Below are 17,572 nucleotides of genomic sequence, written 5' to 3' on the forward strand. Positions count from 1 at the left end.
CTTTAGCTGTAAAATCATAATTTAACTTTAATTATTTTGTTTATTAATAAACTCAATTAATTCGTGCTCAGGCATCGGCTTGGCATACATAAACCCTTGCACCTCATCGCATCCTAAATCTTTCAAAAATTTAGCTTGTTCCTGCGTTTCAACTCCTTCTGCAATCGTTTTTAAACCCAACTTAGCACCAAGTGATATAACCAAAGCAGCTATTGCACCGGTGTCATCATTCGGTAAACCTTTAATAAACGCCCTATCTATTTTTAATCTATCAATTGGTAAACTCTGGATATAACTTAAAGATGAAAAGCCCGTACCAAAATCATCAATAGCCACCTCAACACCTAATTTTTTGAGTTCTTGGAGTGTATTAATGACAGTTTCTAACTCATCCATAACCACACTTTCAGTTACTTCCAACTCTATATTTTTTGGCTGCACACCATATTTTAATAATGTATTTTTAACGGTTTGTGCATACCCTTTTACTTTAAATTGTGGAACAGATACATTTACTGCAATGCAAATATCTGCGCCGGCACTCTCCAATCGTTTTTGTTGCTGGCATGCTTGCTCTAATACCCATTGTCCTATATCAACTATTAGCCCTGCATCTTCAGCTAAGGGAATAAATACAGCAGGTGAAATATAAGTGCCATTTTCTAAAGGCCAGCGCAGAAGCGCCTCACAGCCAATTAATGATAGATCATTAAACGCCAATTGAGGCTGATACCACACCTCTAGTTTATTTCTAGCAAAATCATGCCTTAGTTGCCTAATAATACCGAGTCGCCATGCAATGGCGTCCTCCATATCAACGCAGTAATAAACACCTTCTTTATGTTTATTCTTTTTAGCTTGATTAAGCGCAATATAAGCTACTTTGAGGGTTTCAATACCTGTACTTTGAAAATCTTGCTGTTGACATAAACCAATTTTAAACCCCACCGGTAATATATGCTCTGCAGCACAAAATGAAATACTAAGTTTTTCGTTAAAGTCTGTAATATTAAATTCATTTTTAAGGATAACAAAACCAAATACATCAGCCCCAATACGTGATAGTAATTTAGCTGTTGGGTAAATTTCCTTTAAACGCTCAACAATAGCAATTAATAACTTATTACCAACCTCTTGCCCTAAACCATTATTAACATCAGAAAAATTCATTACATCAAGTAAAACAAGAAGGTAGTCATTTTTTTGTAGTTTTTGATAGCGCTCTATTCGCTCAATAAAATTAGTTCGATTGGAAATACCTGTCAGTACGTCTCTGTAAGCCGCATCTCTCAACTTAACAAATAGCCTAACGTTATCTAAAGCAATGCTTACATTTGCAAAAAATATTTCTGCAAATTGCAATTGAGTACGCGTTATCACTTCGTCGCATTCAATATAAATGGCTGCTTTTCTGTGCTTACTTCTTAAAACAAATGTAGCGCTAGTATCTGTATATTGATGTTTTTTTTGACTAAAAGACGCTTCTACTTCATCGTATATCCGACTATCAACCTCAGCTAAATTTTCTCCAAAGTATGTTTCATAGCGCGTGCAACCGCCCAAGACTTGAATGTAATTATTACCGTCTAGTTTACTGCAAATTAAGCCTTTATCCGGACACTGTAAAATAACACTTAAGTGCTTTATAATTCTTCTGCACAGTACTTTTATGTCGGTCTGTCCTAAAATAGACTTCGAAGCCGATAAAATAGAGTCCATTGCTTTATGCTGGTACTCTAATTGGCCAATTTGTTCATATGAGCGAATTGCAGTAATTAAAGAGGTGACGAGCTTAGAACGTGTTAATTCCGTTTTTGTTTTATAATCATTGATGTCATATTCACGAGTTACTTTTTCTTCAGGTATGCTACCGGCTTGCCCTGTACGTAAAATAATCCTAACATGTTGGTTATTAAGCTCCTCACGGACTCGCCTTACAACCTGCAAACCTGCATCATCAGTTTCCATTATCACATCTAAAAAAATGACTGAGATTGAGTTTTTTTGAGATAATATAGCAATAGCTTCAGCACCAGAATAAGCATCATGAAATCGAAATCCAGCTCCTTTGTATTCCAATCCAGAGAGAGCTAATTTAGTTACAGAATGAATAGCAGGATCGTCATCGACGATTAAAATATCCCAACAATCAGAAGGCTCTGAGATGACTTCATCATGGTCTTCTTTTAAAAATAAAAAACCGCTCGATTCTGATGACATTCATGATCCTATTAATAACAAGCAAAAAACAACCAACTTAAAAACAATAACTTAGTAAAAATAACAGCTCAACATTCTCGTCAACACCTTAGTTAGGATTAGATTGTTTGAACTTCTAAGTTTACAGCTTTAGATTTAGATTTTGGTTTACAACTCTACTCATACTATAGTCTACTAATGGAAAGTTGTTATATTTTAAGTAAATAATTCAGTTAAGGCCTAATTATTAAATTATTAAAAACACTGTTAAAATGTCTCTTAATTTTGTTACTCACTATTATTATTATTGGCTTAATGCTTCCTCAAAACTATAGCGTCAATAAGACTATCGAAGTGAATGCAAGTATTCGTACTATCAAATCATTAACAACCGATTTTGATGAATGGCATAAATGGTCTCCTTGGCAACAAGTCGATCCATCAATTAAATTTGCAGTTAGTGAACCAAGTGCTGGTATTGGAGCTCATCAATCATGGATCAGTAAATGGGGGCATGGTGAGATGACAATTACTGCATTAAATGATCGTAAGATGGTATTTAATACCTTATTAAATAATGAACATATCGTACAAGGCACATTGACGTTTACAATTAATAGTAACAACAGTGTAAATGTAGAGTGCCATATTGAAGGGCAAGCAACGACAATACTTGTTTCTGGTTACATGGCTATATTTAGCGAATATGTGCTCAATAATACAATTGCATTAGGGCTAAATAATTTAAAAACAGTTGCTCAACTAAGTGATATACAAAATGTAATGGAAAGTCATGACAGTCAAAACAGCACAAGCAAGAATTAATCTCGCAAACATCATAGAATCATTACTTGGTTACTCTATAACCAAGGTAGGAAGTAATGGCGCACTCTCAAACGATGAAAAAAACTATAACCCACAGGGGAAAATAAAACCGCTGTACCATATTAGTAGCGATAATTCAGTTTTAGCTCGCGCTCAAAAGCGACAAGATTTACTACTTATTAAGCAACAGCAAAATATTGAAACAATCTTAGCGATGGCAATGGCGTTTTGTCCCGATGTAGCAAGTAGCAAACAACCTGATGCGGATTGGGTAGAGCACTTTATTGGGCTCTGTGAAGACACCTCAAACGAATCAATGCAAACATTATGGGCAAAAATACTTACAGGCGAAACTCTCAATCCTGGAACATTTTCAATTAAGAGCCTGCAAACACTTAAGCACATGACTCAGCGCGAAGCCGATGCATTACAAAAATGTGTATCACTAAGTAGCTATAACGAAAAAGACGACAGTCACTTTATTTTACTCGGATTTTATAAAAAACCATCGATTTTTGACTTACTACGCAAAGGCAATAAAGTATCTCTAAATTTAGGAAAAACAGGTATCAGCTTTCCTGACATTTTAACTTTAATGGATCTTAACTTATTGTATCGAAAAGAAATTGAATCAGCCGTGTTAAAATCAGGGCAAGAACTTACGCTTTCATTTTTTTCTCAAAAAGTAACGTTAAAAGCAAAAAGCAATGATTTAGTACTGAGTTATTACAAATTCACTCAAACGGGTGATGAGCTATCTAAACTAATAAACGTTCCAGTAAATAAAGTGTATAAACAATTAATAAATAGTGCATTAGAAGTAGAATTTGATTTAGCGTGGCATGCTACTAAGTAGTAAACCACGCTATAAAATCACTCAACTAGTTATCAAGTGAGTAATTAAAAGTGAATCTGAATACCTGCAAATGGGCCAGATGCATCGATATCTGTAGTAATATTATCTACATCATCAAGTTCTAATACCATGGAGCGATATCCAGCTTTAACTGCAACATCAATCGCTAGGTTATCAATAAATTCCCACGCAATACCCACTTGGTAATCTTGTACTTTACTATCGTCTATAGCCAAAAAGCTACCTTCAAAAAACACACTTAAACCAGTAAATGGCAGGCCGGCTTCTGCACGACCATAAGCAAGTGGTACAAAACCTGAAAAATCAACGGTTTCAGTAAAGTTAGTGTTGCCACTTTGAGTAGTACCCGTTACAGCAACCTCACCATCAAACTGTTTCGCATTCAAACCTAAATCAATAGAGATTAAATCGTTATCAAAAATTTCGTAATACAGAATATAATCAATGTGTGTTAGATCGCTAATTGAATTAACTGTCGTACCAACTACATAGTCTGAACCATTAAAGCTAAATGTATCAGTTAAAACTGCAGAACCGTTTAGTTCAAGTTCGGTATACTTTAATTTAATATTAGGTACTAACGGTACTGGGTGCTCAAGGGCTGCGTAATAACTTATAAATGTTTCATCTTCAAAATTGAAATCTTGAGATGCATTATTTTTATAAGAAAACTGACCATCATTATCTGATTTCCAGCCATCAACCCCTACATATAAACCTAATAAAGTGTCAGCGTGTGCTGCAGGTGCTAAACATGCCATTGAAAGGGCTGCTGCTAAACAATACTTTTTCATTTTTTATCCTTGAGCTAGTAGTTCGCTAAGTTCGATTAAAGCCGCATTGGCTCTAGAAATATAATTTGCCATAACTAAGGAATGATTAGCCACATAGCCAAAACCATTCCCATTTAAAATTATTGGGCTCCACACCGTTTCTTGGGTTGCCTCAAGTTCACGTATTATTTGTTGCACACTAACACGGGCATTTTTCTTCTCAAGTACATCTGCAAAGTCATACTCTACCGCTTGTAAAAAGTGTAACAACGCCCAAGTTGCGCCACGAGATTCATAAAAAACATCATCAATTTTTAGCCAAGGTGTTCTGACTTGCTGTTGTAATGGTGCAAGAGTCGCTTGTTTATTTGACGAATTTCCAGCTAAATCAGTATTCACTTTTTCTTGGCCGACACTGGCACTTAAACGTTGGCTTAAGCTACCTAAGCGCTTTTCCGCTTCTTTTAACCAACTACGTAGATTATCAGCTCGCGCATAAAATTGGCTATCACGTTCGTGCTGATTCGCTATTTGTGTACGATAAACGACTAGATAATCAATTCCTTTTTGATACTCTCCCTCCGCGCTTGGCCATGCCCACGCTTCAGAGCTTATATTAAACTGTGGCTGTGCTTTTTTAAGTGCTTCATGCTCTGTTGATTGCGATTGCGAACGGCTAAAATCTTTTCGCATAGAAAGCGCTAAATCACGCGTCATTTCTAACGCACCATATTCCCACGCAGGCATGTCATCCATAATAATACTTGGCGGTATAACATCATTCGATAAATAACCACCCGGTTTATTTAGTATCGTACTCGCTACCTCAATAAGCGTTGCCGTTGTTGTATAACCTGTAACTATTTTTTCATTACGTAACTGCGCTTGCTCTTTTGCATTAGCGACAACATCAAAACGTGCCGGTTCAGTACTCCAATAAACAGCAATTGCGTAAAATATGATAAGCAGTAAAACAATTGTTCCTGCTATTTTTCCTTTATGTTGCGACATGTGTACTCCTAATGATGAGCGTGTTGAGTAGATGGTTTTGACTGCTTAGCTTGCGTTTCAAGCGACACCACTTGAGCATTAGTAAACAAGCGGTTACCGTCACTAAAATATAGCGTGAGTTTACGTTCTTGCCCTACTTTTAATGACTCTAATGGTTCAAATGCCATTAAATGATAACCGCCTGGTTGGAAGCTAACACTTTCATGCGCTTTAATTACAACCGATTCAACTTGTTGCATTTTCATCATGCCGTCTACATGTGAATGCTCGTGTATTTCCACACGCCCTAAGCCATCAATCGTTGCCTTAGTTAAAGTTGCTGCGGCTCCACTGTGATTAATAAGGGTTAAATAACCTACAGTTGAAGTACTGGCAGGTAAAAACTCCCTCACTTGCGCGTTAGTTACTTCGAGTACAGCCACATCAGAACCATGCTCGTGCCCTGAATGCGCCGCCAATGATGACGTAAATAAACCTAACATTAACGCTGAAGCCATCGAAAAAAACTGCTTTGTCATCATTTCATCCCTAGTGAAAACATTAAATTACAGGCTAAATTTAACATAGTTAACCCATAATAGTCAGTCAAATTAAGGATTAAGAGGCTACTTTTTTGTTATCAGCAACAAGCCAACACAACACTGCAACAAATAGTAACGGCCATGCAATCATTATTGATCCGAATAAAAACGCTAAAACAGTCCCAGCTAATGCCACAACACCCGCTCCAACTAATCCCATAGTAATTAAAGCCACTACAGCAACCACAGCAACAATTGCGGCCAAAGCACCTACAAGCTCGAGCCCTGCCCAGCTAATATCAGCAATCCATAATGGTAACTGCCAAGAATCAACATGCACAAACGCTATTAAATCAGTAAACAGTAATAAATAGATAAATACACATACGGCCAAAGCTTTCATAGTAATTATCCTTATACCAACCGGCTTATATATGGGTCTATTTAACGATAAGAAAATTGCGCTATAACTAGGCAAAAATTTTTATATCTAGTTGTTCTAAATAAAAAATTCAACAACGTTATAGAGTGATTTAATTCGTTAAATTGTTCAAATATTTATGCCTGTTGGTATTAATACTCTTTATTTTCAAGGCAGCAATGCGCTATAAAATAACCAAGTGCAATTGCAAACGGAAAACTCAAAAATAATAAAATAGTAACTAGGCGGGTTGCCCATACTGGAAAGTCCAATCTATGTGCTAAACCACTACAAACACCCGATATTTTTTTATTCAAAGTATCTTTATACCAACCTCGTTGACGATTAAAGCTGTTCATAGCAATCTCCTAAGCAGTGTGTTTTAAATTAGTATTTAAGTTCGCTTTTAAGCGAGCCAGTTCAGCATCAATTTTTTCATTTTTAACTAACGACTCAATTTGGGCACTGGTAGAGCTTGCTGTATCAGTCAGCTCATAAGCCTCTACTTGAGCTTCAATGCCTTCAACACGCTGCTCTATTTGTTCAAAACGAGACAACGCATGGGCAACTTTATCACTTTGTAATTGCGTATTAATTCGCTCTCTAGCAATAACAACATGATGACGTTGCATTAACTGAGCTTGCTTTGTTTTAGCCAGTGCCATTTTTTGCTGAAGGCGATCACAATCAACCTTAATTTTTGCAATAGACTCTTGCAGTGTTTCTAGTTGAGTTTGCTTATTTTCAATGCTTTCGTTAACGCGTTGCTTCTCAAGTAAGGCTGATTTAGCAAGGTCATCACTGCCCTTCTCAACCGCACGTTCTGCTTTAATTTGCCAAGCTGCTAATTCTGTTTTTTTAGTATCAATTTGGCGATTAATTACTTTCTCTTCACACAATAAAGCGGCTGCTGTACTACGACACTCATTCAATGCATCTTGCATCTCGGTAAGTATTAGGTTTAAAAGTTTTTCAGGGTCTTCAGCTTTATCAAGCATGGCCACAATGTTTGATTGAATTACATCATTTACGCGGTTAAATATTCCCATGGTATTCTCCTGTTGATTTTTAATTAATTTCAACAAGAAGATTCCAAGAGTTGTGCCAAGTTCATAAAAACAATGAAAAAAAGCCTAATATCAACAACATAATTAATAAACAATTAAATTTTTAGTGACTTTAAGCTGAATAGCATAGAGTGTAATTAGCCAATAAATTATGCTTTTGACTAATTTTTAGGATCAAAAAAGCCACTTGAAAGTGGCTTAAATTTAGAATTTTTATAGCTTAGCTTTATTCGGGTACAAAGCTTAATGCTTTATCCATTACTGATAAATCGGCTTGCTTACCGTGACCACTTTCAGAAAGGTGGCGTCTAAAACCTCGCGCACCAGGCTGCCCCTGAAAAATACCGAGCATGTGACGTGCAATATGCCAAAAATTAGCACCCAAACGCATTTCTTCTTCAATATAGCTGTACATTGAGCGTACTACATCGTGGCGTGATTGCGTGTTTGCAGTATCACCATAAATTTTCTCATCAACGTCATTGAGCATAAATGGGTTACTGTAAGCTTCACGCCCAATCATTACACCATCAATATGTTGTAAATGTTCTAGGCTCTGCTCAATTGTTTTAACACCGCCATTTAGGCTTAAGTCTAGCTGCGGATAATCTTTTTTAAGTTGGTAAACACGTGGGTAATCAAGCGGTGGAACTTCACGATTTTCTTTTGGACTTAAACCATTGAGCCATGCTTTACGAGCATGAATAATAAAATCATCACACCCTACTTTATGCGACGCTTCAATAAGCGCACACAAAAACTCATACGAATCTTGCTCATCAATACCAATACGCGTTTTAACGGTAACAGGAATGCTTACTTCGTTTTTCATTGCTGCAACACACTCAGCAACTAATTGAGGTTCAGCCATTAAACATGCGCCAAATCGGCCATTTTGAACTCGGTCTGACGGGCACCCTACATTTAAATTTATTTCGTCATAGCCAAGCTCACCAGCTAGCTTTGCACATTGCGCAAGCGCTTTAGGATCAGAGCCACCAAGTTGCAGCGCAACTGGGCCTTCGTGTTTATTAAAATGTAAGTAATCGCCTCGACCAAATAAGATAGCCCCTGTGGTTATCATTTCGGTATAAAGCACAGTGTGTTTAGTCATTTTGCGATGAAAAGTACGACAATGACGATCAGTCCAATCAAGCATCGGTGCTACAGAAAAGCGTCTATCCAAAGTACATTTATTCAAAGCAAACCTCAGGGTATTAAGTTATTAAGCACAGCTTAAAAGGCGCTGTATTTTACACAAAAGCCTAGCGGGCATCAATGCAAAGCAAACACCTAAAAACTAAAATAATGAGCTACACCATTTAAAAGACAATCGGTGTAGCCGAGCTTAAAATAAACCATATGGCTCTACTAATAAATTTACGCAAATATCATTAATTTGTGTACACGATAGTCATTAAACTAATACCACTGCCCCAAGACAATTACATAACCCATAAAATCATTAATTATCAAAGTAATATACATCTTTTAATTAGTAATGATGTTACCGCATTGCCACACTTCCATTGCTTCTATATAAAAACATAATTTAAACTTTAAATTTATTCAAATTAACTCTTAAATTAGCAATATAACGAGCGATACTTTCATTTGCTTCTGACGTATTTTTTGCTCCTGTAGATGTTTCTATTGCAATATCAGTAATATTAATTAAATTTTGATTTATTTCGCTTACAACAGCAGACTGCTCTTCTGCTGCGGTAGCAATCTGTAAGTTTAGGTCCGTAATCTCATTAACAGCAATGGCTGAGTTGGCAAATATTTCTGACGTTTCAGTACTTTTTTTAAGGCATTCGTCAGCACTACTAATCCCTTTATTCATACTAACAACCGCATTTTTCGCCTCACTTTGTAAGCGAGTAACCAGCCCTTGTATATCAACAGTTGAGACCTGTGTTCGTTGAGCAAGTGCCCTGACTTCGTCCGCTACAACAGCAAAACCTCTACCAGTATCACCAGCACGAGCGGCTTCTATTGCAGCATTTAAAGCGAGTAAATTGGTTTGTTCGGCAATACTCTGTATTGTATCTAAAACGCTGCCGATATTATTTGTTTCTGTAACAACACGCCCTGAGGTGGACAGCAAGCGCTAAAGCTCACTTTCCACCGCAAATTTTAACAGCGGTGATCCCTTACTTTTCAATGCGGTTAAGTAAGTTGATTCATCGTAGGGCGTATGTGTTTTCCAGCACCTAAATAGGATTCGTATCCACTTAAATGCCAATGATCTGATGATGGTATTATGAGGTTTTCCTTTGGCTTCTTGCTGCCGATAATAGGCTTTAGCCCAAAATGAATAACGCACAGATAATCCAGCCCATTCCACAAATGTTTGCCTTAAAAATTTAGTGCACGAGTATCGCCAGTGTATCCATTCCTTTTTGCCACTGCGTTCGGTTACTGGAGCAATGCCTGCGTATTTTTGTATGTCAGCGGCGCACTTATAGCGGTCACGATTTGACCCCATAGCGGCTAATAATCGAGGTGCTAATTGTGGCCCCGCCCCAGGTAAACTATCAAAAATAGCGCGATCTGTATGTTGCTTATAAAGTGTTTTAATTTCGTCATCAAATCGTGTTATTGCCAACATTAGCTGTTTAAGTTGCGGAACGAGGCATTCAATAAGTAATAAGTTTGGCGTGATCACCGCCATATCTTCGGTGAGAATTTCAGCATCTTTTATTTCTTTTATCCGCTTTTCATTAACGAGTGGGTAGCGGGAATTATGTTGATTAAAGAAGTCGAGTAGTGTTTGTTTCCTCGCTTTTTTAGCGTGAGCAAGAGAGGGCCAGCGCAGTAAGAAGTCACAGAATATTTGAGTGTCTTTTTCTTTAAACCAATCAATCACGTGGGGATAATAATTTTTTAGCGTTGTGGCTATTTTATTGGTTAAATTAACACGATCTTGTACTAGTTTACGTCTGTATTCGACAAGCTGCGCAAGACACCTAACGTCCTCTGAATCCGGCCTAATAACCGTTAATTTATCCATATGAAGTTGTAAGATTTCAACTTGAATAATTGCATCAGTAGGATCATCTTTAGCCCCGCTGTGCGTAAATGCAGCACGGTATTTAGCAACACTTGATGGGTTAATCACAAATAATACAATGTGCTTAAATTTACTGAGTGCATATATAAGTGGGCCTTTTTTTAGCTCACACGCGACAGCAACAGATCTGCCGTTGTAGCGTTGTTTTAACTCAAGCGCCCATGCATTAATTGACTTAGGCTCAGAGGAAATCACACTTAAATGTTGTGTATTTGTGTCACGATTTATTTCACAAATATCGTGTTTACGGTCAGCCCAATCGATCCCGATAAGGGCTGCAAAATCTGAGACGTTAAAGGCTTCCATTTTGGGCCTCCTAGAGGTAAAGTGAAAGAATAGATAGAGGCTAATAGTGTTTCTCGCAGGTCTTATAGATAGTCGGCATTACGACAATCCCTGAGTATGCGTATTGAAACAAATAACTCCTGTTGATCCGAAAGTCTTGTTACAAACATTGATTGTTTCCGCTCAAATATTCGTGATCAACAGAAGCATATTCCATGTATTAATGAGATAGGTAAATACATTAATTAATGGAACGGAGTAACTATAAGGCACTCAATTACGGTACTTGCTTCATCTATTTCTTTAGCTAAACGCTGAATAACAACTTTTGCCTCAGAAGCTTCTGCCTTGCCCTTTAATACACGCTCTTTGACTGCCTCTGTTACATCAGAAGCATTCTGGGTATTACTCGCAACTTCTAAAGTTGTACAGTTCATTTCTTCTATTGCTATTGAAACCATTTCGGTTTCAGCTCTTTGCTTTTCAACATTAACTACCGTTTCCTGCATAACAGTTACGGCAAACTTTGATGAGTCGTCTAATTGCGATAAATGTATATTAGCTTCATTTATTGTTTCTCTTAGCATTGATAAAAATTTGTTGAACGCTCTTGCTGTATCGCCAGTTTCATCGCCGGCGCTTTCATCAAGCTTTAACGTTAAATCGCCATCGCCATCAGCTATTTCAACTAATCTATTTTTTAGCATATTCACAGGCAAAGCGATTGCTCTGCTAATCATATATGATAAAACAACACCCACAATAACGGAGAAGATAAATATATAAAGAATAAGGTTAATACCTTGCTTTTCATCATTTTCAGCTTGCAAAGCTGAGTTTAAAGTAAACTGCTGGATCTGAGAGAGTAAAGCTATAAGTTTTTCCTCAAATTTATCTTCTGCGACTTCTATTAACTTTATTTTATCATCCAAGCTGCCAACGGATTGCGTTTTAGTGGCCTCAATAATGTCATTAATATTCAGAGAAATACTTTGGTATTCTTTATTTAAAAGCTTCAGGTCACTCGCTAGCGAAGTAAAACTCGATTTTGCCTCTTCACTGTGTAAATAATCAATAGAATCGGTGACAAATTTTTCTGACTTATTAAATTCACTTTGAATTTTTTGCGTTAATGACGTGAGTTTATTCTCGATTTCTTCATTGGCTTTACCTGGTTCTAAACTTGCGTGTAATAAAGCTCGCTGAAAAAATATCGTTTGTTCTAATTTGTGCTCAGACATTGTAGTAAGCATGTTGCTGAGCGGAATATCTCGCTCAGCTATATCAACCAGCTCTATACCAATTTTGTTCATTTGTGTTAAAGATATAATCCCAATTACCACCATTAAAAATATTTGTGATATTCCTAGGCAGTATATTTTACTTGTAATAGATAACTTATTTAACATTTTAGACCCCTTCATATTTTAGGCTTAAACCTAACTTTACTGTTACAAAGTAAAAACTTAAAAAGGTCGAGTAATAGCTAAACCGACAACTACTGCTTCTTCATCATCAATAGCTATCGTTGGTGCTATACCAAAATCACCGACATGAAAATCATAGGCTGAGCTAATACGATATAAATCCTCATTATGAGGATGAGCTCCGCCTATACGCTCTTCACCATAACCAACACCAGGGCAAGAGCATGAAAAAAGTCTATGCGTTCAGTACCTTTCAAGGTAGGCTGTACTGCGCATAGCTTTTTTCTGTTTTGCGGGCATGCCTTTACTAAAGCTTTTTTCTGCTTTTAGCTGATTAAATGCGATGTGTCTCAGCCCCGCAAATACAGGTGCTGCACCTTCGCGCCTAATTCGACACTCATCTTCTTTAAATCCTACATCTAAACGCCAATGTAATCCATTTCCTATTTGCCAATGTTGTCGTGCTCCTCTCGCGAGTTCTTCCGCTGTTAAATTCGCTGAACTAATATAGTATCTATAGCATAACTCATTGCTTAATTTACCTTTTTCTTTTCTATAAGAAACAATAACACCCACTGTTTTTACACCTTCCCAGTGTATCGTTTCTGATAAACCGCTCACGTTATGGCTCACTGCACAGCACCTAAATTCTTCTCTATTTTTTTGATAATCGGCTTCGTTAAACAAGAGCCCATCAGATGCTTGTCGTGCTACCTCAGGTAATAACACATCTTCTATTTGTGACAGTAGCCTTTTATGGTTTGCTTTTACCGCAAGTAAGTAATCGGCTTCTTTACCAACTATTTTTTTTGCAATTGATTTTTGACACCCCATAGCGTCAATCGTTACTAAGCAGCCTTTTATCTCTAATAATTCAAGCAGCTCTGGCAACGCTTTTATTTCATTCGACTTTTTATCAACAGGGCATTGTGCCAAAACAACACCATTTTCGCATGCAAATGCACTGATCATATAAAGCGCATCGCGTCTATCTGACTGATTAAATGAACCTTTCAATCGTTTACCGTCAATAGCAACTACACCGCCTTGAGTTAATTTGGAGCAGGCTTTCATCCAAGAAGAAAAGGAATCTTGGAATTGCGTCATGTCAATACGGCTCATTACACGAGCAATTGTGTCATGGCGAGGGATCCCTTGTTCAAGAAGAGCATATTTTCTGAGCCAATCTAGTCTATCATGACCAAAATCTTCAATCTCTTCCCAGCCCTGACAGCCTGAAACAACAGCGCTAACAGCTAAGAATATGATATCAAATAGTTTATGAACAACTTTACCTTGTTGGCGAGGGTCGTCGATTGATTCGAAATATTTAAATAGCTGAATGTTAGACATGGGGATGCTCCTTAAAAAAGGAGTATAAGATCATACTTTTAAGTCAAGGTAAAGTTCGTGATCTTGCCCTGTAACCAACACCTAAACGAACATTTTTAGTCGGGTGATAATATAGTGAAGCTAAAGCAACCGCCGTTCCATCTCCATGATGTGCATCATTTGTACGCTCAAATACCACTCCAGCTCCCCAATCTTGAGTAAACTTATATTCATACTCAACACCAAACGTAAACTCACTTTCACTGTCAAAATATGTAGTGCCAATAAAAACGCCTGGTATATGTTTCACCTCGTCACCCGCTTGAACAGCAGGAGTCAAAAATATAAAAAACACGCTGTAAATTTTAAAACTTTATTTTTCATAATCTTCTCTTGTAAATAAGGAAACAAACAAACCCTCCAGCATAGGGCGCGAGCATACTTTGTTAAAAATGTTAACCAAAAAGAAGTTCTTCTCTAAAAGCATCATCATAACAAGCTCTTACACACTTACTTCTTATTGACCCCTTGCTTTTCGTATGCTGCTTTATCATGTTCCTAACGACGCGTCTAAATAGTGCCATATGTTGCGCACTTAATGGCTCATGTATTTGACAGGCATCTTCTTTAAATACGACATCCAGTATCCAGTGTTGCTGCTTTTCTATCAGCCAATGTTGTCTTATTGCTTTATTTATCAATATATTGTCTGTCAACGATGTTAGGTAGTAATGTGTGTCAATACTCGTTCTATTACCCTTCGTTCGCTCTCGCTGCACCGCAACGATTGTTCTAACTGATGGCCAGCTCTCTTTAATTTCACTCGGTAATAAACGCGCATCAAGACAATCTATCGTGCGTACTTCTTTTCGCCCATGCCCTTCATCTTGTGTTACATGACTAAGTATCTCTGAGTTTTCAGATTCATACTGGTGTGTAAATGCATCTTGAATCGCGCTATAAAGTTTCTTTTGATTACCCTTTGCTTGCACTAGATAATCTGCATGTCTGCTAATTAGCTGTTTTAGCGTTTCTTTTTGGCAGTGCAAAGCATCAAGTGTAATGACGGTGTTATTGATATCGAGTATTTTCAATAAATCCCGAACTGCCGGTATTTCATTCGTCTTACTGCCAACTGTTTGGTGGAATAATGTGAGACCTGCTTCACAATCAAATGCTGAGACGAGATGTAATTTATCAGCAATGTGTTTACTTGCTCCGCGAATAGTTTTGCCATCGAAGGCAATGACAGGATGCGCTGACTTAACGCGGTTTTGATTGACCCAGCTATACATCGCGAGTAGTAATGAGTCAGTATCAACGGTTCTAAAAATCCGAGCAATACTATGTCGAGTGGGTATGCCATTTTTGAAAGAACGAAATCCTCTTAACCAATTAAGCTTACTTTCGCCATAGACTTCAATGTCTTGCCAGTTTTCACACCCTGATGTAACGGCAGTAATAATAAGAAAAAGCACATCAACTAAGTTATGGTGCTGATTTATATGTGAACGATTATCTTTGACGAGTTCTAAATGTGAGAAGAGTGACATAATAAGTTTAAGGTGATGAAATTTATGGTATTAGATCATAAAATTTGTTTATTTACAAAGTGTGATCCCGCCCTGCCCTCCAGCATCACATCAACGTTAGTATTCCTTACAACAAAGCCAAAAATGTAATAACTAATAAACAATAAACAATAAACAATTAAGAAAAACATTTATTCTACATGGAGGGTGATGTTGTTAATAAATATAGGCAGGATTATTTACTTAGTAAAATTTTTTATAAAATCAGTTAAAAAATAAAAACAATACTATTTTACTTACACCAATCGGCTTAGATTTGAGGTCTATTAACAATAATTAAATTGCACTGTAGCTAGGCCGTGTTGATCTTTGTGAATAGAAATTTGTTCAATCTAGGGGCGATTAAATCGCGGCGCGAGGTTTGTAATCAAGTGGTTTGGTAACTGCTCCTGCGTAACTCTAATGGCTTGCATCCCTGTAAAAGTAAGTAAAAACCGAGTAAAGCATCCATGCCGAGCTCCCGCCTACTTAACTTCATCAGTGTAAGTAACAAAAGGTTAATCATCCCTAAAAAGCCCCATTAGGGCGGCGTATATTTGTACTGCATTATCGCCTATTTATGGGAAATAATCACACGACATAGGCTCTGTTTTGCCTAAAAAAAACACACAGCTAAAAATTAAATCTCAAAAGATAAACTGCTCCTAGGCTAAAACTTTTATGCGGATTGGTACTATAAAAAATACCTATTTTAATTTACACAACGCTACGAGTGAGCAATTTAAGACTGTAACGATATAGTAAGGGGTTGCGTTTAGTATTATATCGTTCTAAAAAACACGGCCAAACAGCATTCAAAAACAACAATGTAATTTAAAATTAGAGACTTACATTTAAAACTCATATAATAGCAGCAAGAATAATTTGCATATAAGCAGCAGGCCGATTACCCGCAAACCCAATATTTCCCAGTCATAAATATCGTTACGTGTGATTAATTATTTAAAATTCAAGTTAGTAAATATAATGTCATGGTCTCTTAAAGTCGCAACGACTTTAAGTAAACACTTGCAAACCAAAGTAATGAGCAATACCGCTTAAAATATTTGTTACCGCAACTGAACTCAAAATAAGCCCCATTATTCTACTTATTATACTTGCACCACTGTCACCAATTAATTTATGCACATGCGTAGCCAAGAGCAATAAAATTAGGACAATAGCCAACACCGCTAACATCGTTGATGATGTTATTAGCTGCTCAACCCATGTATGCTCTTCGTTACGAGTCATCAACACGGCCCCCAACATAGCACCAGGGCTTGCTATAGAAGGAATAGCCAGTGGGAAAATGGCGGTCTCAGTGCTATCTCGAACACTTTTTATTTCTGTTTCTGGTTTGCTTTCACCAAATATCATTGAAAGTGCAAAAATAAGTAATACTATGCCGCCAGCAATTTGAAATGCTGAAAGCGGAATTTCTATGGCATTAAGTAGTTGCTCACCCGCTACAACAAAAAATAAAAGCACTATGGCAGATACACCTACGGCTTTAAATATTACTTTGCGCTTAAATTTTTCATCTTCACCGCGAGTAACTGCTATAAATACAGGTACAGTACCAATGGGGTCTATCACCGCAAAAAAGAAGATAAATATGGCTAATAATTCATGCATTACTGGGTTTCCTAGATAAAAAGCGTCTAATAAAAACGCTGCAACTACAACACAGTATGTTAGTATATCACGGTAGCGTAAGGATAAGAGAATGATGAATATAGAATCACTCGTAGGTAAAGCAAAACAAGTATGTGATAACCGTGGCGCACGTTTCACACCCATTCGTGAGAAAGTATTTCGCTTACTCGCTAGTGCCCAAGGTGGCGTGGGGGCCTATGACTTACTTGAACAATTAAAAGTAACTGAGTCAGGTGCTAAACCCGCCACTATATATCGCGCCTTAGATTTTTTGGCGGAACTGGGCTTTATACATAAAATTGAAAGCACAAATGCATTTATGCTGTGTCATCATTTTGATCATATTCATCCTGTGCAGCTATTAATTTGCGATACATGTGGTTTTGTTAAAGAGCTTCATTCAACCGTTATCTCACATGAGTTAAATAACTTAGCAGCTGAAGGCGGGTTTGTTGTATCAGGACAAACTATAGAAGCGCATGGTAAATGTGAGTCTTGTAGAGCATCATAATTCCCAAAGTTATTCCT

18 protein-coding genes are annotated in these 17,572 nt (G+C 37.2%); 3 read left to right on the plus strand and 15 right to left on the minus strand.

The window, feature by feature from the left end; all coding sequences use genetic code 11:
• Positions 1 to 27: 27 nt before the first annotated feature.
• On the minus strand, positions 28 to 2,220 hold the full coding sequence (locus AC0VZ4_RS16550) for a GGDEF/EAL domain-containing response regulator (RefSeq protein WP_475440198.1): 2,193 nt from the start codon (positions 2,218 to 2,220) through the stop codon (positions 28 to 30).
• A 264-nt stretch (positions 2,221 to 2,484) separates the two neighbouring features.
• Between AC0VZ4_RS16550 and AC0VZ4_RS16555 the strand changes: the two genes are divergently transcribed.
• Complete coding sequence (locus AC0VZ4_RS16555) at positions 2,485 to 3,024, plus strand: SRPBCC family protein (RefSeq protein WP_342862985.1); 540 nt, start codon at positions 2,485 to 2,487, stop codon at positions 3,022 to 3,024.
• Positions 2,993 to 3,880 carry a TIGR03899 family protein gene (locus AC0VZ4_RS16560; RefSeq protein WP_007378289.1) on the plus strand — a complete coding sequence of 296 codons (888 nt, stop codon included), beginning with the start codon at positions 2,993 to 2,995 and terminating at the stop codon, positions 3,878 to 3,880. The genes AC0VZ4_RS16555 and AC0VZ4_RS16560 overlap by 32 nt, the downstream gene beginning before the upstream one ends.
• Before the next feature lie 44 nt (positions 3,881 to 3,924).
• Here the strand turns inward: AC0VZ4_RS16560 and AC0VZ4_RS16565 are convergent, their stop codons facing one another.
• The 14 genes from AC0VZ4_RS16565 to AC0VZ4_RS16630 form a co-directional block, all read right to left on the minus strand.
• Positions 3,925 to 4,695, minus strand: a complete 771-nt coding sequence (locus AC0VZ4_RS16565; protein WP_007378288.1) for a TIGR04219 family outer membrane beta-barrel protein — start codon at positions 4,693 to 4,695, stop codon at positions 3,925 to 3,927.
• Positions 4,696 to 4,698: 3 nt separating this feature from the next.
• Positions 4,699 to 5,685, minus strand: a complete 987-nt coding sequence (locus AC0VZ4_RS16570) for a DUF2333 family protein (RefSeq protein WP_007378287.1) — start codon at positions 5,683 to 5,685, stop codon at positions 4,699 to 4,701.
• Positions 5,686 to 5,693: 8 nt separating this feature from the next.
• On the minus strand, positions 5,694 to 6,203 hold the full coding sequence (locus AC0VZ4_RS16575) for a copper chaperone PCu(A)C (protein WP_008135815.1): 510 nt from the start codon (positions 6,201 to 6,203) through the stop codon (positions 5,694 to 5,696).
• A 79-nt stretch (positions 6,204 to 6,282) separates the two neighbouring features.
• Positions 6,283 to 6,609, minus strand: coding sequence for a hypothetical protein (locus tag AC0VZ4_RS16580; protein WP_007378285.1), 327 nt, complete (start codon positions 6,607 to 6,609; stop codon positions 6,283 to 6,285).
• A gap of 170 nt (positions 6,610 to 6,779) precedes the next feature.
• A complete protein-coding gene (locus tag AC0VZ4_RS16585; protein WP_096793722.1) occupies positions 6,780 to 6,986 on the minus strand; it encodes a PspC domain-containing protein in 207 nt (68 codons plus the stop codon).
• Positions 6,987 to 6,995: 9 nt separating this feature from the next.
• Complete coding sequence (locus tag AC0VZ4_RS16590) at positions 6,996 to 7,676, minus strand: PspA/IM30 family protein (RefSeq protein ID WP_475440199.1); 681 nt, start codon at positions 7,674 to 7,676, stop codon at positions 6,996 to 6,998.
• Positions 7,677 to 7,920: 244 nt separating this feature from the next.
• Positions 7,921 to 8,853 carry a tRNA dihydrouridine(20/20a) synthase DusA gene (gene dusA / locus AC0VZ4_RS16595; protein WP_475441676.1) on the minus strand — a complete coding sequence of 311 codons (933 nt, stop codon included), beginning with the start codon at positions 8,851 to 8,853 and terminating at the stop codon, positions 7,921 to 7,923.
• 393 nt (positions 8,854 to 9,246) lie between these two features.
• Complete coding sequence (locus AC0VZ4_RS16600; protein WP_475440200.1) at positions 9,247 to 9,804, minus strand: methyl-accepting chemotaxis protein; 558 nt, start codon at positions 9,802 to 9,804, stop codon at positions 9,247 to 9,249.
• A 3-nt stretch (positions 9,805 to 9,807) separates the two neighbouring features.
• The gene (locus AC0VZ4_RS16605; RefSeq protein WP_475440201.1) at positions 9,808 to 11,076 is read right to left on the minus strand and encodes an IS110 family RNA-guided transposase; all 1,269 of its coding nucleotides are present in this window, start codon (positions 11,074 to 11,076) and stop codon (positions 9,808 to 9,810) included.
• 224 nt (positions 11,077 to 11,300) lie between these two features.
• Positions 11,301 to 12,464 (minus strand): methyl-accepting chemotaxis protein, encoded by a 1,164-nt coding sequence (locus tag AC0VZ4_RS16610; protein ID WP_475440202.1) that lies wholly within the window; start codon positions 12,462 to 12,464, stop codon positions 11,301 to 11,303.
• A 261-nt stretch (positions 12,465 to 12,725) separates the two neighbouring features.
• On the minus strand, positions 12,726 to 13,835 hold the full coding sequence (locus AC0VZ4_RS16615; protein ID WP_475440203.1) for an ISAs1 family transposase: 1,110 nt from the start codon (positions 13,833 to 13,835) through the stop codon (positions 12,726 to 12,728).
• Between the two features lie 43 nt (positions 13,836 to 13,878).
• Positions 13,879 to 14,124: a hypothetical protein gene (locus tag AC0VZ4_RS16620; RefSeq protein WP_475440204.1), complete on the minus strand. Its 246-nt coding sequence runs from the start codon at positions 14,122 to 14,124 to the stop codon at positions 13,879 to 13,881.
• 145 nt (positions 14,125 to 14,269) lie between these two features.
• Complete coding sequence (locus tag AC0VZ4_RS16625; protein WP_475440205.1) at positions 14,270 to 15,367, minus strand: ISAs1-like element ISPsesp1 family transposase; 1,098 nt, start codon at positions 15,365 to 15,367, stop codon at positions 14,270 to 14,272.
• Positions 15,368 to 16,402: 1,035 nt separating this feature from the next.
• On the minus strand, positions 16,403 to 17,023 hold the full coding sequence (locus AC0VZ4_RS16630) for a MarC family protein (protein ID WP_007378742.1): 621 nt from the start codon (positions 17,021 to 17,023) through the stop codon (positions 16,403 to 16,405).
• A gap of 94 nt (positions 17,024 to 17,117) precedes the next feature.
• Here AC0VZ4_RS16630 and AC0VZ4_RS16635 point away from each other — a divergent pair, with 94 nt between their 5' ends.
• Complete coding sequence (locus AC0VZ4_RS16635) at positions 17,118 to 17,555, plus strand: transcriptional repressor (protein WP_475441677.1); 438 nt, start codon at positions 17,118 to 17,120, stop codon at positions 17,553 to 17,555.
• Positions 17,556 to 17,572 lie beyond the last annotated feature (17 nt).

Source organism: Pseudoalteromonas sp. QJM3NY_22 (assembly GCF_056173065.1).

Bases quoted from the DNA above. Each gene is read 5' to 3' on its own strand.
- AC0VZ4_RS16605 (WP_475440201.1), bottom strand. From the start codon at position 11,076: ATGGAAGCCTTTAACGTCTCAGATTTTGCAGCCCTTATCGGGATCGAT.
- AC0VZ4_RS16580 (WP_007378285.1), bottom strand. From the start codon at position 6,609: ATGAAAGCTTTGGCCGTATGTGTATTTATCTATTTATTACTGTTTACT.
- AC0VZ4_RS16610 (WP_475440202.1), bottom strand. From the start codon at position 12,464: ATGTTAAATAAGTTATCTATTACAAGTAAAATATACTGCCTAGGAATA.
- AC0VZ4_RS16625 (WP_475440205.1), bottom strand. From the start codon at position 15,367: ATGTCACTCTTCTCACATTTAGAACTCGTCAAAGATAATCGTTCACAT.
- AC0VZ4_RS16575 (WP_008135815.1), bottom strand. From the start codon at position 6,203: ATGACAAAGCAGTTTTTTTCGATGGCTTCAGCGTTAATGTTAGGTTTA.
- AC0VZ4_RS16635 (WP_475441677.1), top strand. From the start codon at position 17,118: ATGAATATAGAATCACTCGTAGGTAAAGCAAAACAAGTATGTGATAAC.
- AC0VZ4_RS16565 (WP_007378288.1), bottom strand. From the start codon at position 4,695: ATGAAAAAGTATTGTTTAGCAGCAGCCCTTTCAATGGCATGTTTAGCA.
- AC0VZ4_RS16630 (WP_007378742.1), bottom strand. From the start codon at position 17,023: ATGCATGAATTATTAGCCATATTTATCTTCTTTTTTGCGGTGATAGAC.
- AC0VZ4_RS16570 (WP_007378287.1), bottom strand. From the start codon at position 5,685: ATGTCGCAACATAAAGGAAAAATAGCAGGAACAATTGTTTTACTGCTT.
- AC0VZ4_RS16550 (WP_475440198.1), bottom strand. From the start codon at position 2,220: ATGTCATCAGAATCGAGCGGTTTTTTATTTTTAAAAGAAGACCATGAT.
- AC0VZ4_RS16585 (WP_096793722.1), bottom strand. From the start codon at position 6,986: ATGAACAGCTTTAATCGTCAACGAGGTTGGTATAAAGATACTTTGAAT.
- dusA (WP_475441676.1), bottom strand. From the start codon at position 8,853: ATGCTTGATTGGACTGATCGTCATTGTCGTACTTTTCATCGCAAAATG.
- AC0VZ4_RS16590 (WP_475440199.1), bottom strand. From the start codon at position 7,676: ATGGGAATATTTAACCGCGTAAATGATGTAATTCAATCAAACATTGTG.
- AC0VZ4_RS16560 (WP_007378289.1), top strand. From the start codon at position 2,993: ATGACAGTCAAAACAGCACAAGCAAGAATTAATCTCGCAAACATCATA.
- AC0VZ4_RS16615 (WP_475440203.1), bottom strand. From the start codon at position 13,835: ATGTCTAACATTCAGCTATTTAAATATTTCGAATCAATCGACGACCCT.